The organism is Pseudomonas sp. HMSC076A11 (assembly GCF_001810205.1).
GTDB lineage: Bacteria > Pseudomonadota > Gammaproteobacteria > Pseudomonadales > Pseudomonadaceae > Pseudomonas > Pseudomonas aeruginosa.
Genome location: NZ_KV800319.1, coordinates 1 through 13,975, shown reverse-complemented (window position 1 = coordinate 13,975; position 13,975 = coordinate 1). Strand labels below are relative to the sequence as shown.

General features: G+C 69.0%; 15 protein-coding genes. 7 read left to right on the top strand and 8 right to left on the bottom strand.

The genetic code is table 11. The annotated features are described in order from the left end of the window. Positions 1–29: 29 nt before the first annotated feature. Positions 30–1,253, top strand: coding sequence for an alpha/beta fold hydrolase (locus HMPREF2716_RS24450; protein WP_023518008.1), 1,224 nt, complete (start codon positions 30–32; stop codon positions 1,251–1,253). Between the two features lie 7 nt (positions 1,254–1,260). Here the strand turns inward: HMPREF2716_RS24450 and HMPREF2716_RS24445 are convergent, their stop codons facing one another. Further along, positions 1,261–2,118, bottom strand: a complete 858-nt coding sequence (locus HMPREF2716_RS24445; RefSeq protein ID WP_003093206.1) for a class I SAM-dependent methyltransferase — start codon at positions 2,116–2,118, stop codon at positions 1,261–1,263. Positions 2,119–2,181: 63 nt separating this feature from the next. Between HMPREF2716_RS24445 and HMPREF2716_RS24440 the strand changes: the two genes are divergently transcribed. Beyond that, positions 2,182–2,901 carry a DNA-3-methyladenine glycosylase gene (locus HMPREF2716_RS24440; RefSeq protein ID WP_003100299.1) on the top strand — a complete coding sequence of 240 codons (720 nt, stop codon included), beginning with the start codon at positions 2,182–2,184 and terminating at the stop codon, positions 2,899–2,901. Then, positions 2,898–4,211 carry a bifunctional DedA family/phosphatase PAP2 family protein gene (locus HMPREF2716_RS24435; protein ID WP_003100297.1) on the top strand — a complete coding sequence of 438 codons (1,314 nt, stop codon included), beginning with the start codon at positions 2,898–2,900 and terminating at the stop codon, positions 4,209–4,211. Before HMPREF2716_RS24440 ends, HMPREF2716_RS24435 begins: the two co-directional genes overlap by 4 nt. Positions 4,212–4,221: 10 nt before the next feature. Here the strand turns inward: HMPREF2716_RS24435 and HMPREF2716_RS24430 are convergent, their stop codons facing one another. From HMPREF2716_RS24430 to HMPREF2716_RS24420, 3 genes are read right to left on the bottom strand one after another with little or no spacing between them, the layout of a single operon-like run. Continuing rightward, entirely contained in the window at positions 4,222–4,815 is a 594-nt protein-coding gene (locus tag HMPREF2716_RS24430) for an LON peptidase substrate-binding domain-containing protein (protein ID WP_003093212.1), read from the bottom strand. A gap of 19 nt (positions 4,816–4,834) precedes the next feature. Further along, positions 4,835–5,545, bottom strand: a complete 711-nt coding sequence (locus tag HMPREF2716_RS24425) for an LrgB family protein (protein ID WP_003093214.1) — start codon at positions 5,543–5,545, stop codon at positions 4,835–4,837. Continuing rightward, the gene (locus HMPREF2716_RS24420; protein WP_003100294.1) at positions 5,545–5,907 is read right to left on the bottom strand and encodes a CidA/LrgA family protein; all 363 of its coding nucleotides are present in this window, start codon (positions 5,905–5,907) and stop codon (positions 5,545–5,547) included. Before HMPREF2716_RS24420 ends, HMPREF2716_RS24425 begins: the two co-directional genes overlap by 1 nt. 193 nt (positions 5,908–6,100) lie before the next feature. Here HMPREF2716_RS24420 and HMPREF2716_RS24415 point away from each other — a divergent pair, with 193 nt between their 5' ends. The 3 genes from HMPREF2716_RS24415 (at position 6,101) to HMPREF2716_RS24405 (ending at position 9,173) form a co-directional block, all read left to right on the top strand. Continuing rightward, a complete protein-coding gene (locus HMPREF2716_RS24415) occupies positions 6,101–6,556 on the top strand; it encodes a MaoC family dehydratase (protein WP_003093220.1) in 456 nt (151 codons plus the stop codon). Positions 6,557–6,745: 189 nt separating this feature from the next. Beyond that, complete coding sequence (locus tag HMPREF2716_RS24410) at positions 6,746–8,485, top strand: C13 family peptidase (protein ID WP_003453986.1); 1,740 nt, start codon at positions 6,746–6,748, stop codon at positions 8,483–8,485. Between the two features lie 46 nt (positions 8,486–8,531). Beyond that, on the top strand, positions 8,532–9,173 hold the full coding sequence (locus HMPREF2716_RS24405; RefSeq protein WP_003100290.1) for an oxidoreductase: 642 nt from the start codon (positions 8,532–8,534) through the stop codon (positions 9,171–9,173). Positions 9,174–9,192: 19 nt separating this feature from the next. Here the strand turns inward: HMPREF2716_RS24405 and HMPREF2716_RS24400 are convergent, their stop codons facing one another. From HMPREF2716_RS24400 to eatR, 4 genes are all read right to left on the bottom strand, one after another. Beyond that, the gene (locus HMPREF2716_RS24400) at positions 9,193–9,441 is read right to left on the bottom strand and encodes a YceK/YidQ family lipoprotein (protein WP_042159398.1); all 249 of its coding nucleotides are present in this window, start codon (positions 9,439–9,441) and stop codon (positions 9,193–9,195) included. A 28-nt stretch (positions 9,442–9,469) separates the two neighbouring features. Continuing rightward, positions 9,470–10,099, bottom strand: coding sequence for a flavin prenyltransferase UbiX (gene ubiX, locus HMPREF2716_RS24395; protein ID WP_003093227.1), 630 nt, complete (start codon positions 10,097–10,099; stop codon positions 9,470–9,472). 8 nt (positions 10,100–10,107) lie between these two features. Next, positions 10,108–11,463, bottom strand: a complete 1,356-nt coding sequence (gene mpl, locus HMPREF2716_RS24390) for a UDP-N-acetylmuramate:L-alanyl-gamma-D-glutamyl-meso-diaminopimelate ligase (RefSeq protein WP_070622033.1) — start codon at positions 11,461–11,463, stop codon at positions 10,108–10,110. Positions 11,464–11,620: 157 nt separating this feature from the next. After that, complete coding sequence (gene eatR / locus HMPREF2716_RS24385; RefSeq protein ID WP_010793418.1) at positions 11,621–13,552, bottom strand: sigma-54-dependent transcriptional regulator EatR; 1,932 nt, start codon at positions 13,550–13,552, stop codon at positions 11,621–11,623. A 338-nt stretch (positions 13,553–13,890) separates the two neighbouring features. Between eatR and HMPREF2716_RS29910 the strand changes: the two genes are divergently transcribed. Then, a partial coding sequence (locus tag HMPREF2716_RS29910; protein WP_239667261.1) for a hypothetical protein occupies positions 13,891–13,975 on the top strand: 85 nt, incomplete at its 3' end.

The window sequence follows — 13,975 nt, the reverse complement described above, 5'->3', positions numbered from 1 at the left end:
TAACGACGCACACACCGCGGGGCCTCGCCATGCGCTACCGTACCGACTACAGCGCACAGTCGCTGAGCAGCGAACCGGATATCCTCTTCCTAGACGGCTGGCAACTGCGCTACCAGGCCTTCGCCGCCCGCGCCGACGACCCGCGCCCGCCGGTGCTCCTGCTGGGCGGCGCCTTCCAGAGCTTCCGCTCGTTCACCGGCGAGGTCAGCGAACTGCTCGCCGAGCACCCGGTGATCCTGCTCGACCTGCCGAGCCAGGGCGGCAACCTGCAACTGGCGGCGGAACTGAGCCTGGAAGACCTCGCCGACCTGATCGCGGCCTTCGCCGAACAGCTCGGCCTGCCGCCGTTGATGCCCATCGGCCTGTCCTACGGCTCGGCCCTGGCCGCGCTGTTCGCCGCCCGCCATCCGCGCCGCTGCGCGCGCCTGCTACTGGCCGGCATCACCGCATTCGGCCGCCCCGGTGCGCGGCTGCTGCTGGAAGAAGCCCTGGCCCGGCTCGACGAGGGCGACCAGAGCGCCTTCGCCCACGGCGTACTGACCGGCCTGATCAACCCGCTACAGCTGGAACGTACCGGCGTCTCCCCGGTATTTCGCAAGGCCATGCTGCGCCAGTTGCAACGCCTGACCGCGGCGGAGATCGAACGCTACCGGCAGAATAGCCGGCGCCTGCTGGCCTTCGGCGGCTTCGAGCGGCACCCGACCTGCCCGACCCTGGTGCTCGCCGGCGAGTACGACCATTTCACCCAGCCCTGGGAACATGCGGTGTTCGCCCATGCCTGCGGGAACGCCGAGTTCGCCCTGATCCACGACGCCGACCATCTTGCCCAGTTCGAACGACGCGAGGCCTGCGCCCGGCTCTACGGCCCGTTCCTGCGCGGCGAGGCACTGCCGGAGCGCGCCGAGGGCAGCACGCGGATCCCGCGCACGCGCCTGCTCGGCCTGGAGCGACGCTTCGAGGTCCGCCATCGGCCAGCCCAGGGGCACGCTCGGCTGGAACATCCGCAGTTCGGCGTCTATGCGGCGGAACTGATGGAACTCGGCTATTTCGGCGGGCGGCTGCACGCCGAGCTGCCCGAATCCCGCCCGCAACGCGGCTGGCGGTTGTGCTGCGACGGCCCGGCGGACTTGGACATCCTGCCCCTGCGCTCGACCGCCGGCGGCTTCGCCTTCATCTTCCCGCACTCCGATCCGGCGGCCAGCGCCGGACTGGCCGACCTCCTCGCCGCCTGGGAGCGAGCGGAGGTCGCCTGAGAGGCGGCTATGCCGTGCGGCTTTCGATCACCCGCACCAGGCTCGGCAGGCGTCCCTGCGGCAAGCCCAGGGCGGCGCCTTCGCGCTGCGGGTCGAGCACCAGGGTGGAGGCGAAGCCGCAGCGGGCGAAGGCCGCCTCGATTTCCGCGGCATTGCGGTAATGCAACGGATAGCTTCCCCGCGTCAGCCGCCCGATGATCCCCACTCCCCAGCGGATCTGCCGGTAGCGCGGGTGCTCGCGGAGATCGGGATAGAGGTCGGTCAGGTAGGTGCCCTGGGGGAAGCGTTTAAGTTCGGTCGCCAGGCGACTCCAGAAGGCCTCGATCACCGGGCGCTGGAAATAGTTCACCAGCCCCTCGGTGATCACCACCAGCGGGCGCTCGCGATCGAGCCCGGCGAACAGCGCGGCAAGGCTGCGCTCGCCGTCCTCGGCGAGGATATCCACAGCCGCCACCGCGTGCTCCGGGCCCAGCCACCCCTGCTCGCGGAGCAACGCCGCCTTGCGCGCGGCCATCGGCGGCAGGTCGGCCTCCAGGTAGCGCAACTGTGGATAGCGTTGCCGGAAGCGTCGCCCACGCGGCGAGAGCCCGCAGGCCATTTCCACCACCTGGACCACTCCCTCGCGTTCGACGGCCTGGGTCAGGCGCGCGTCGATCATGAGGTGTCTTTGTAACAGGAAATCCTCGATGTTCAGTCCGAAACCGAGCTGCGCGCCCCAGTTGATCGGCGCGACGAAGCCGTGTACCCAGCGGCCGAAGACGGTGGCGAAGGCCGGTTCGGCGAGTCGATGGCGGAACCAGACGTACCCGGTGTAATGGGCGCTGGGCGTGATGTGGGCACTGTCGACACGCTCTCGTTCAACCATGATTCAGGCTCTTGTTGTTATCATTCGCCAGCCTATGACTGCCATGGTCCCAGCGACAATCCCATGTCCCGCGATCCCATCCTTAGTTTGCCCTGGCCCGACGCCCGGCCGCTCCCCGACACCTTCTTCGACCGCGATGCGTTGCTGGTCGCCCGCGAGTTGCTGGGCAAGGTGATCCGCCATCGCCAGGGCAATCTCTGGCTGGCGGCGCGAATCATCGAGACCGAGGCCTACTACCTGGAGGAGAAAGGCAGCCATGCCTCGCTCGGCTACACCGAGAAGCGCAAGGCACTGTTCCTCGACGGCGGGCACATCTATATGTATTACGCGCGCGGCGGCGACTCGCTGAACTTCAGCGCCGGCGGGCCGGGCAATGCGGTGCTGATCAAGTCCGGCCATCCCTGGCTGGATCGCATCAGCGACCACACGGCGCTGGAGCGGATGCAGAGCCTGAACCCGGACAGCCAGGGCCGGCCCCGCGAGATCGGCCGCCTGTGCGCCGGCCAGACCCTGCTGTGCAAGGCCATGGGGCTGAAGGTGCCGGAGTGGGACGCACAGCGCTTCGACCCGCAGCGACTGTTCGTCGACGATGTCGGCGAGCGCCCCAGCCAGGTGATCCAGGCCGCTCGGCTGGGCATTCCGAAGGGGCGCGACGAACACCTGCCGTACCGTTTCGTCGATGCCACCTTCGCCGCCTTCTGCACCCGCAACCCACTGCGCCGCGGCCAGGTCGCCGGGCGCGACTATCATCTACTCGGACATCAGGACCCGCACCTGCAATGAGTCTCGACAGCTTCAACGCCTGGATGGCCGCCAACCCCGAGTGGCTGGGGCTGGCCATCTTCCTCATCGCCTTCCTCGAATGCGCGGCCATCGTCGGTATCGTCCTCCCCGGCGTGGTGCTGCTGTTCGGCGTCGCGGTGATCGCCGGCAGCGGCGCCCTCGGCCTCGGCGAAACCCTGCTGCTGGCCTACGCCGGCGGGGTGCTGGGCGACCTCAGCTCGTACTGGATCGGCCGCCGCTTCCACCAGAACATCCGCCGCCTGCCCGGCCTGCGCAGCCATCCGCAGTGGATCACCGCCGCCGAGGTGTACTTCGAACGCTACGGTATCGCCAGCCTGCTGGTCGGCCGCTTCATCGGCGCCCTGCGACCGATGCTGCCGATGGTCGCCGGCATGCTCGACATGCCGTTCGGCCGTTTTCTCGGCGTTTCGCTGATCGCCGCCGCCGGCTGGGCGGTCGCCTACCTGTTGCCCGGCTGGGCCACCGGCGCAGCCCTGCGCCTGCCGTTGCCGGAAGGCTTCTGGAGCGAAGCCGGGATCGTCGCGGCCTGCCTGGCGGTGCTGGTCGGCGTGGTAGTCCAGGCCAGCCTGCGGCGCAAACGCTGGGCAACCGCTGTGGCGGCCGCGCTGAGCCTGGTCCTGCTGCTGGCGATGACCGTCGCCTGGCCGTACCTCCAGGACCTCGACCAGGGCCTGATGACGCTGGTCCAGGAGCATCGCAACGCCGACCTGAACCCGGTGATGGTGGTGGTCACCCGGCTCGGCGATTTCCGCACCCAGTTCATCGCCGGCGCGCTGCTCGGCGGTATCCTCCTGCTGACCCGGCAATGGCGTCCGGCCATCTTCGCCATCGGCACCCTGGTGGGTACCGCGCTGGCCAACCAGACCCTGAAGACCCTGTTCGCCCGCGCCCGCCCGGAAGTGCTGGCCGAACCGCTGAGCAGCTTCAGCTTCCCCAGCGGACACAGCTCGGCGTCCTTCGCCTTCTTCCTCACCCTGGGCGTCCTCGCCAGCCGCCAGCAACCGCCGCGCTGGCGCCTGACCTGGGTACTGCTGGCGGTGATCCCGTCGCTGAGCATCGCCCTGTCGCGGGTCTACCTTGGCGTGCACTGGCCGTCGGACATCGTCGCCGGCGCCCTGCTCGCCACTACGGTCTGCGCCGCCAGCCTGTGGCTGAGCCAGCGCCGCGAGTCGCTGCCGGCGCTGCCGCAACGGGTCTGGTGGCTGCTGTTGCCGGTCTGCGTGGCGACCCTGGCGATCGCCGCCGGCTGGGCCCTGCCGGAAGCCATTGCGCGCTACCGGCCGCTGTGAGGGTTGGCGCTCAGTCGATACCCAACTCGCCCTGCAGGTGCTCCAGCAGCACCTGGATCCGCGCCAGTTGCATCTGCGCGTCGGGCAGGGCGAGCAGTTCGAGCTTGCGTTCGGTATCGAACGGCAGCAGGTAGGCCAACTGGTTGGCCAGGTCCTGCTGGCCGCCGGGCTCGCCGCCCATCTCCAGCGCGGCCACCATCGGATGCTCGGCCAGCACGCTGAGCAACGCGGCGAGATCGTTGTGTTCGTACGTCAGGGGTTGCTCCGGCAGGTCTTCGAACCACTCGATCTCGCCGACGCTGAGCTGGTCGGCCTGGACCTCCACCGACAGCACCTGGAAACGCCGACCGCCCTCCACGCGGATGCCCAGCAGGCCGTTCGGGCGCTGCTGCCAGTCGCGGACCGAGGCCTCGCAGCCGACCATCGCCAGGCGGCTCGGCGCTTCGCCGACCTCCCGCCCTTCGCCGATGGTCACCACGCCGAAACCGGTGCCCTGCTTCATGCAGCGGCTGATCATGTCCAGGTAGCGCGCCTCGAAGATCTGCAGGTCCAGGCGGCAACCGGGGAACAGCACGGCGTTGAGGGGAAACAACGGCAACTTCATCGCGACTCCTCGGGCATCGTCAGGCAACCAGCGCTACCGCCAACGGTAGCAGCACTGCGGTGGCAACGCCCATCAGGCTCATCGCCAGGGCGGCGAAGGCGCCGCACTCCTCGCCTTCCTGCAAGGCCCGCGAAGTGCCTACCGCGTGGGCCGTCATGCCCAGCGCCATGCCCTGCGCGGCGGGGTGCCGGACGCCGATGGCGCGCAGCAGCTCCGGCCCGAGGATCGCCCCGAGTACCCCGGTGATCAGTACGAACACGGCGGCCAGCGCCGCCACGCCGCCGATCTGGCTGGCCACCAGCATGGCGATCGGCGAGGTCACCGACTTCGGCGCCATGCTCATCAGCATCCGCGGCTCGGCACCGAACAACCAGCCGAATGCGATGCCCAGCACCGTCGCCAGCGTACCGGCGACCACCAGGGTCAGCAGGGTCGGCCAGAACAATTGGCGGATACGCCGCAGGTTGAGGAACAGCGGCACCGCCAGGGCCACCGTGGCGGGGCCGAGGAGAATGGTCAGGACCTTGGCGCTGGCACTGTATTCGTCGTAGTCGATGCCGCAAAGCAGCAGCACGCCGATCACCACCAGCATCGATACCAGCACCGGCTGCAGGAACACCCAGCGGGTCCGTTCATAGGCGGCCAGGGCCAACTGGTAGGCGCCCAGGGTCACGCCGACGCCGAACAGCGGATGGTGGATCACCGCCTCGAGGGCGGCCTGCCAGGCCATCAGGACTCCTCCCGGCGACGTTGCTGGCGATCGATGAGCTTCTGCATCATCCAGCCGGCGAACAGGAACGACAGCACCAGCGACAGTACCAGCGCGCCGACGATGGCCCAGAAGTCGGCGGCGATCTCCCGCGCATAGGCCATCACCCCGACCGCCGCCGGCACCAGCAGCAGCGGCAGGTAGCGCAGCAACGAGCCGGCCGCCTCGTTGACCGGCTTGCCGACCTCGCCACGCGCCAGGAAATAACCGAACAGCAGCACCAGGCCGATGATCGGACCGGGCAGCATGGGCAACAACAGAACGTTCAGACCTGTGCCGAGCAACTGGAACAGCACCAGCCAGGTCAGACCACGAAGCAACATGGGCACCTCCAGCAAGGGCCGACCATTATGCCCAGCCCGCCGGGACATTGGCACGCTCCTCGCCTATCCATCAGTCGCAGTCGCGGCACCGCATGACGCGATATTCGCCAGGCCGATGGTTTCTTGACCCGGTCGCCAACGCGTGCTGATCTTCCTGCACCATGAGAACAACAGCCATCCTCCCGGAGGACTTATGCCATTCGTACCCGTAGCAGCGCTCAAGGACTATGTCGGCAAGGATCTCGGCCATTCCGAATGGCTCACCATCGACCAGGAGCGGGTCGACCAGTTCGCCGAATGCACCGGCGACCACCAGTTCATCCACGTCGATCCGGAGAAGGCGGCGAAGACGCCCTTCGGCGGCACCATCGCCCACGGTTTCCTGTCCCTGTCGCTGATCCCGAAGCTGATGGAAGGCCTGCTGGTGCTTCCCGAAGGACTGAAGATGGCGGTCAACTACGGCCTCGATACGGTGCGCTTCATCCAGCCGGTGCGGGTCGGCTCGCGGGTCCGCCTGGGCCTGACCCTACTCGACGTCAACGAGAAGAATCCCGGCCAGTGGCTGATCAAGGCGCGCGCCACCCTGGAGATCGAAGGCCAGGAGAAACCCGCCTACATCGCCGAGACCCTCAGCCTCTGCTTCGTCTGAGCCCGCCCCAGCGAGCGCTGCCGTTCGCTTGACGGCCAGGCGCCTTCGCGCCCCTCTCCCCCTTCCAAAAGCCCCCGCTCGCGGGGGCGCTCTGGGCCGGCAGGGAAATACCCTACTGCCAGGCAACGATTTTTCCGCCACACTGTCTCCCCTCCACCCTCGGACCGAACCACTCATCGGGAACGCCGCATGCTTCGCCCCGCCAGGTCTCTCTCGCTCTGCTCCGCCCTGGTCATCCTGCTCGCCGCCTGTGGCGAGGGCGAACCGCTGCTCCCGGCCGATGCGCGCCTGCCGGACGGCGCGCGCTATCGCGGCGAGCTGGTGGACGGGCGCCTGGAAGGCCAGGGCCGGCTGGACTACGACAACGGCGCCTGGTACGCCGGCCGCTTCGAGCATGGCCTGCTGCACGGCCATGGCACCTGGCAGGGCGCCGACGGCAGCCGCTACAGCGGTGGCTTCGCGGCCGGCCTGTTCGACGGTCAGGGACGCCTGGCGATGGCCGATGGCAGCGTCTACCAGGGCGGTTTCCGCCAGGGCCTGTTCGATGGCGAAGGCAGCCTGGAACAACAGGGCACTCGCTACCGCGGCGGTTTCCGCAAGGGCCTGTACAGCGGCCAGGGCACGCTGGACGGCAGCGATGGCAGCCGCTACCAGGGCAGCTTCCGCCAGGGCCGCCTGGAAGGCGAAGGCAGCTTCAGCGACAGCCAGGGCAACCAGTACGCCGGTACCTTCCGCGACGGGCAACTGAACGGCAAGGGGCGCTGGAGCGGGCCCGATGGCGACCGCTACGTCGGCCAGTTCAAGGACAACCAGTTCCATGGCCAGGGGCGCTACGAAAGCGCCAGCGGCGATGTCTGGATCGGCCGCTTCAGCGAAGGCGCGCTGAACGGCCCCGGCGAGCTTCTCGGCGCCGACGGCAGCCGCTACCGCGGCGGTTTCCAGTTCTGGCGCTTCCATGGCCAGGGCCTGCTCGAACAACTGGACGGCACCCGCTACGAAGGCGGCTTCGCCGCCGGCGCCTATGCCGGCCAAGGCACCCTGGACCGCGCCGACGGCAGCCGTGAGCAGGGACTCTGGGCCGACGGCAAGCGCATCCGCGACGCCGCCGGCAAGGCCCTGCCCGACACCCTGGAAATCGGCCTGTTGGCCCAGGGTCGCCTGCTCGACGAAGAACTGCGCAAGATCCCGGCCTCGACGCCGGCCAGCGAACTCTATGCCCTGAGCCTGGGCGGCGATGGCCGCCAGGGCGTGTTCCTGCGCGAGGCCGATTACGCCGGCGACCTGCTCGGCCAGCGTTTCGCCGCTCGTGGCGTGATTCGCCTGGTCAACCACCGCGACCACTTCGGCGACCGCCCGCTGGCTACCCGGGAAAGCCTGTCCCGCGCCGTGCGCACCCTGGCCGAACGCAGCGGGCCGGAAGACCTGGTCTTCATCTACCTGACCAGCCACGGCTCCAGCGACCACCAGTTGGCCCTGGACATGCCCGGCCTGAACCTCGGCGACCTGCCGGCCGCGGAACTGGCCGAACTGCTCGCGCCGCTGCGCCAGCGCGACAAGGTGCTGGTGGTATCGGCCTGCTACAGCGGGGGCTTCATCCCGCCGCTGAAAGACGAACGTACCCTGATCCTGACCGCCGCGCGTGCCGACCGGGTCTCGTTCGGCTGTTCCGACGACGCCGACTTCACCTATTTCGGCCGCGCCTTGCTGGCCAATGCGCTGAACCGCACCGACGATCTGTCCAAAGCGTTCGAACTGGCGAAAGAGGAAGTGCGTCAAAGGGAGAAGGAGGAAGGTTTCGAAGCTTCGGAACCGCAAGCCTGGTTACCGGAACGCGTGCTCGCGCACTGGCGGACGCTGCGGGGGCAGCAAGCCGAGCGCGCGCTCGCGTTCCGGGAAGGAAAAACCGGCGAGGGCGCGGCGGGCAAATAGATACGCCGCGCACTACGCTCATTGGTGTGGAAGGGGAGAAACACACATGCACTCGACGCCCAAGCGCGTTCTGCTCGCCGGCGCGACCGGTCTTACCGGCGAGCACCTGTTGGATCGGATATTGAGCGAGCCGACCCTGGCCAAGGTCATCGCCCCTGCCCGCAAGGCGCTGGCCGAGCATCCGCGGCTGGACAACCCGGTCGGCCCGCTGGCCGAGCTGCTGCCGCAACTCGACGGCAGCATCGATACCGCCTTCTGCTGCCTCGGCACCACGATCAAGGAAGCCGGCTCGGAGGAGGCCTTCCGCGCGGTCGATTTCGACCTGCCGCTGGCGGTGGGCAAGCGCGCGCTGGAGATGGGCGCCCGGCATTACCTGGTGGTCAGCGCCCTGGGCGCCGACGCCAAGTCGTCGATCTTCTACAACCGGGTCAAGGGCGAACTGGAGCAGGCCCTGCAGGAACAGGGCTGGCCACAACTGACCATCGCCCGGCCATCGCTGCTGTTCGGCCCGCGCGAGGAATTCCGCCTGGCCGAGATCCTCGCTGCGCCGATCGCCCGCATCCTTCCCGGCAAGTACCACGGCATCGAGGCCTGCGACCTGGCCCGCGCGCTCTGGCGCCTGGCGCTGGAGGAAGGCAAGGGCGTGCGCTTCGTCGAGTCCGACGAACTGCGCAAGCTGGGGAAATGAGCCTGGGGCGGGTCTCGCCCTACATGCCGCCGCTGACGCCGAGGTTGAGGCCGATGGCGGTGGCCAGCGAGAACGGCAGCAACAGGGTGTCCAGCAGCGCGCTGCCCGGCAGGTCGAGCCCCGGATGGGCCGGCGCCTCCGCGCCGAAGCGTTCCATCGGGCAGCAGCCGCCGTGCAGGCTGTACCAGTCCAGCCGGGTGCCGGCGTAGACCACTGGCGCCCCTGGCTTGGCCGCATCCAGGGTGCGCACGGTGGCGCAACCGCCCATCTGCACCGCCAGGACCAGCAGCAGCACCCTACTCGTCGCTGACAAGGTGCTGTTCCCCCCAGCGCGGCAGCATATCCTGGGGAATCCCCAGGGTGTTGAGGATTCGCGCGACGACGAAGTCCACCAGGTCCTCCACCGATTGCGGCTGGTGGTAGAAGCCCGGCGCCGCCGGCAGGATCACCGCGCCGAGGTTGGACAGCTTGAGCATGTTTTCCAGGTGGATACTGGAGAACGGCGCCTCGCGCGGCACCAGCACCAGCGGCCGGCGCTCCTTCAGGGCGACATCGGCGGCGCGCTCGATGAGGTTGTTGCAGGCCCCCGTGGCGACCGCCGACAGGGTGCCGGTGGAACACGGGCAGATCACCATGGCATTGGGCGCGCTGGAGCCGGAGGCCGGCGGCGCCATCCAGTCGTTCTGGCCGAACACGCGGATCTGTCCGGCGGCGGCACCGCAATATTCGGTGAGGAAGGCCTGCATCGCCTGCGGCTTGGCCGGCAAGGCCACGTCGGTCTCGGTGGCCATCACCAGTTGCGCGGCCTTGGAGATCAGGAAGTGCACCTCGCGCTCTTCCTGCACCAGGCAATCGAGCAAGCGCAGGCCGTACTGGGCGCCGGAGGCGCCGGTCATCGCCAGGGTAATGCGTTCCGGACCGCTCATCGCGCCCCTCACTCGGCCAGCGCCGCGGCCAGCTTGCCGTGCAAGCCGCCGAAGCCGCCGTTGCTCATGATCACCACTTGCGCGCCGGGCCTGGCCTGCTGGCGCACCTGCTCGATGATCGCCTCCAGGGTATCGCAGACCTGCGACGGTATCGCGCATTGCGCGGCGGTGGCGGCCAGGTCCCAGCCCAGGTTCGGCGGCGCGTACCAGAGCACCTGGTCGGCCTGGCGCACGCTGTCCGGCAGGCCGTCGCGATGAGCGCCGAGCTTCATCGAGTTGGAACGCGGCTCGACGATGGCGATCACCTGGGTATCGGCGCCAACCTGCTTGCGCAGGCCGTCGAGGGTGGTGGCGATGGCGGTCGGATGGTGGGCGAAGTCGTCGTAGAGGGTCACGCCCCGGACCTCCGCGACCTTCTCCATGCGCCGCTTGACGTTGCGGAACTCGCTGAGCGCTACCGCGCCCTGGCTGGGCACCACACCGACATGGCGCGCCGCCGCCAGGCTGGCGAGGGCGTTGGCGACGTTGTGCAGGCCGGTCAGCGGCCAGTCCACCTCGCCCTGGACGATGCCGTCGAACAGCACCTCGAAGCGCAAGCCGTCCTCGGCGAGCAGGCGCGCCTGCCACTGGCCGCCTTCGCCGGTGGTCTGCACCGGGGTCCAGCAGCCCATCCCGAGTACGCGCTCCAGGGCTTTCTCGGCGCTCGGGCGAATGATCAGGCCCTCGCCCGGCACGGTGCGCACCAGATGGTGGAACTGCCGCTCGATGGCCGCGAGGTCGGGGAAGATATCCGCGTGGTCGAATTCCAGGTTGTTCAGGATCGCCGTGCGCGGGCGGTAATGGACGAACTTCGAGCGCTTGTCGAAGAAGGCGCTGTCGTACTCGTCGGCCTCGACCACGAAGAACGGCGTACCGCCCAGGCGCGCCGAAACCCCGAAGTTCTGCGGCACCCCGCCGATCAGGAAGCCCGGGCTCATACCGGCGTGCTCCAGGACCCAGGCGAGCATGCTGGTGGTGGTGGTCTTGCCGTGGGTACCGGCCACCGCCAGCACCCAGCGTCCTTGCAGCACGTGGTCGGCCAGCCACTGCGGGCCGGAAACGTAGGGCAGGCCCTTGTTCAGGACATGCTCCACCGCCGGATTGCCGCGCGACAGGGCGTTGCCGATCACTACCAGGTCCGGCGCCGGCTCCAGGTGGGCCGGATCGTAGCCCTGCATCAACTCGATGCCCTGGGCTTGCAGCTGGGTGCTCATGGGGGGGTAGACGTTGGCGTCGGAACCGGTCACCCGGTGGCCCAGTTCCTTGGCCAGCACGGCCAGCGAGCCCATGAAGGTCCCGCAGATGCCGAGTACGTGGATGTGCATGCAGACTCCTGCAGATCAAGCCGTCGAAGGCGCTGTGAATGGGCGGCAGATTAGCACAGCGGAGGCGCCGGCCGCCCGGCGTCGCGGCATCAGACGACGCGGCGTCGGCGGGGTTCCCGCCGGCCTCGCGGCGGCCCGCCTGGAGCCGTCCCGCCCGTCAGGCCTGGCCGCGCACCAGGCCGTGCCGGCGCAGCTTGCGATACAGGGTGTTGCGGCTGATCCCCAGTTGCTCGGCCACCCGGCTCACGTGCCAGCGCTGGCCGTCCAGCGCCGCCAGCAACGCGGCTCGCTCGGCGTCGTCCAGGCTGTTGCCCGCGGCCGGGGCGGGCGCCGCTGCGGCGGGCGGCAGCGCCGCCAGGGCCTGGCGGATATCCGCGGGCAGGTCGCGCAGGCCGACCCGGCCGTCCTCGCAGAGTGCCACCAGGGTCCGCAGCACCGTGCGCATCTGCCGGACGTTGCCCGGCCAGCGGTAGGCCAGCAGGCCCTGGCGAACCTCGCCGTCGAGCTGGATGCGCTGGCCCCTGGCCTCCTCGGCCAGCAGGTAGTCCAGCAGCTCCTCGCGGTCGCTGCGCTCGCGCAGCGGCGGCAGGCTCACGACCATGCCATTGAGGCGGTAGTAGAGATCCTCGCGGAAGCGTCCATCGGCGACCAGCCCGGCCAGGTCGCGGTGGGTAGCGCTGATCAGGCGCACGTCGACATCCTCCGGCTCGCCGCCCAGCGGTACCACCCGGCGCTCTTCCAGCACCCGCAGCAGGCGGGTCTGCAAGGCCAGTGGCATGTCGCCGATCTCGTCGAGGAACAGGGTGCCGCCGTCAGCCTGCTGCAACTTGCCGCGCATGCCCTCCTTGCGCGCGCCGGTGAAGCTGCCGCCGCGATAACCGAACAGTTCGCTCTCGATCAGGGTTTCCGGGATCGCCGCGCAGTTCAGCGCGACGAACGCCTGTTCCGCGCGCGGGCCGGCCAGGTGCACGGCCTTGGCGAAGGCCTCCTTGCCGGAACCGGTCTCGCCGTTGAGCAGCAACGGCACGTCGCGCGCGTAGACCTTCAGCGCCCGGCGGAAATCGGCGGCCAGCTCGGCGTCGCCCAGGCACAGGCCGGTCGCGGCAGGCGCCGGCTTCGCTGCCGTGGGCACCGCCAGGGCCTGGGGTATCGCCCGCGGCGCGCCGCGCAGCATGGCGTACAGGGTCCGTCCCTCGCGGGTGCGCAGCGGCCAGCTGGCGCTGGGTTGCGGCGAGGCGCGACCGAGCAGGTCGTCGAGACGGCAATCGAAGAAGGTCTCCACCGGCTGGCCGAGCAGGCGCTGGCGCGGACAACCGAGCAGGTTCAGCGCGCTCTGGTTCACCGCGCGGATCCGCCCGTCTTCCTCGAAGGCCAGCAGCCCTTCGCTGAACAGGCCGACATAGTCGCCCTGGACATGGAAGCGCAGTAGCCAAGAGCCCTCGAAGCGACGGAGGAAATAGCAGCCCTCGATGATCTTCGCCGACAGGTTGACCAGCGCCATGGTGTGGAACTGGCTCTGCCGCGAGACTTCCTGGCGCGCCGAAGACACGTCGAGCACCGCCATCAGCTCGCCCTGCGGATCGAACACCGGGCTCGCCGAGCAGGTCAGGCCGGTATGGCGGCTACGGAAGTGCTCTTCCTGCTGGATGGTCAGGGCCTGCCGCTCGACCACGCAGGTGCCGATGCCGTTGGTGCCTTCGCAGGGCTCGCTCCAGTCGGCACCGAGCCAGAGGCCGGCGTGTTCGAAGGTCTGGCGCTGGGCGTCGGCGTTGACGCAATTGAGGATCACCCCGCGGGCATCGGTGAGCAGTACCGCGTGGTCGTTGCCGGAAAGCTGCTGGTAGAGGCTGTGCATCTCGCCATCGGCGATCTCCAGCACCTGTTGCAGGCGCTCGCGGCGTTCGAGCATGCGCGCGTGCTCCAGCACCATCGGCGCCATCGGCTGGCCGGGATCGAGATGGTGCTGTTCCAGGCAGCGCAGCCAGGAGCGGGCGATGGACGGATCGGTCGCAGGGCCGCCCGGCGGGATCTTGCCCTGGGCGACGGTCAGCACTTGCCGCGCGTGGCGGCTCATGGAACTGGCAGGCATTGTTATGGTTCTCCGCGAGGGACGGGCCGTCTCTTGCCTGGGCGCGGTGGATCGGTCCGCGAGTCTCCGGACGGCTATCGGTGCAGCATCCAACAGGCCGGGGCGCAATGCAACGACGGACTGACCGATGAGTCATGCGCTGCGCCGAAAACGGTACAGAGTGTCACTCACGAGCGTCCCGCCCGCGTGACAGGGAGCGTTCGCAAGCTCCCCTGCGAAACCTCCAGGACGCTCTACTCCGGGCCTTTCGCCACTCTGGCCCGGCCCTTGCTCCAGGCTTACGACAAGCGCGACAGCGCGTCCTCCCCTAATAAGCACAAGAGCCAGGAGATACCATCATGCGTTACGCCCATCCCGGTAGCGAAGGCGCCATCGTTTCCTTCAAGGCCCGCTACGGCAACTACATCGGCGGCGAGTTCGTGC

Coding starts and splice junctions, on each gene's coding strand:
- HMPREF2716_RS24440 (WP_003100299.1), top strand. CDS start 2,182: ATGTCCCGCGATCCCATCCTTAGTTTGCCCTGGCCCGACGCCCGGCCG.
- ubiX (WP_003093227.1), bottom strand. CDS start 10,099: ATGAGCGGTCCGGAACGCATTACCCTGGCGATGACCGGCGCCTCCGGC.
- HMPREF2716_RS24420 (WP_003100294.1), bottom strand. CDS start 5,907: ATGTTGCTTCGTGGTCTGACCTGGCTGGTGCTGTTCCAGTTGCTCGGC.
- HMPREF2716_RS24400 (WP_042159398.1), bottom strand. CDS start 9,441: ATGGGCGGTTGCGCCACCGTGCGCACCCTGGATGCGGCCAAGCCAGGG.
- HMPREF2716_RS24405 (WP_003100290.1), top strand. CDS start 8,532: ATGCACTCGACGCCCAAGCGCGTTCTGCTCGCCGGCGCGACCGGTCTT.
- eatR (WP_010793418.1), bottom strand. CDS start 13,552: ATGCCTGCCAGTTCCATGAGCCGCCACGCGCGGCAAGTGCTGACCGTC.
- HMPREF2716_RS24425 (WP_003093214.1), bottom strand. CDS start 5,545: ATGGCCTGGCAGGCCGCCCTCGAGGCGGTGATCCACCATCCGCTGTTC.
- HMPREF2716_RS24415 (WP_003093220.1), top strand. CDS start 6,101: ATGCCATTCGTACCCGTAGCAGCGCTCAAGGACTATGTCGGCAAGGAT.
- HMPREF2716_RS24445 (WP_003093206.1), bottom strand. CDS start 2,118: ATGGTTGAACGAGAGCGTGTCGACAGTGCCCACATCACGCCCAGCGCC.
- HMPREF2716_RS24435 (WP_003100297.1), top strand. CDS start 2,898: ATGAGTCTCGACAGCTTCAACGCCTGGATGGCCGCCAACCCCGAGTGG.
- HMPREF2716_RS24430 (WP_003093212.1), bottom strand. CDS start 4,815: ATGAAGTTGCCGTTGTTTCCCCTCAACGCCGTGCTGTTCCCCGGTTGC.
- HMPREF2716_RS24410 (WP_003453986.1), top strand. CDS start 6,746: ATGCTTCGCCCCGCCAGGTCTCTCTCGCTCTGCTCCGCCCTGGTCATC.
- mpl (WP_070622033.1), bottom strand. CDS start 11,463: ATGCACATCCACGTACTCGGCATCTGCGGGACCTTCATGGGCTCGCTG.
- HMPREF2716_RS24450 (WP_023518008.1), top strand. CDS start 30: ATGCGCTACCGTACCGACTACAGCGCACAGTCGCTGAGCAGCGAACCG.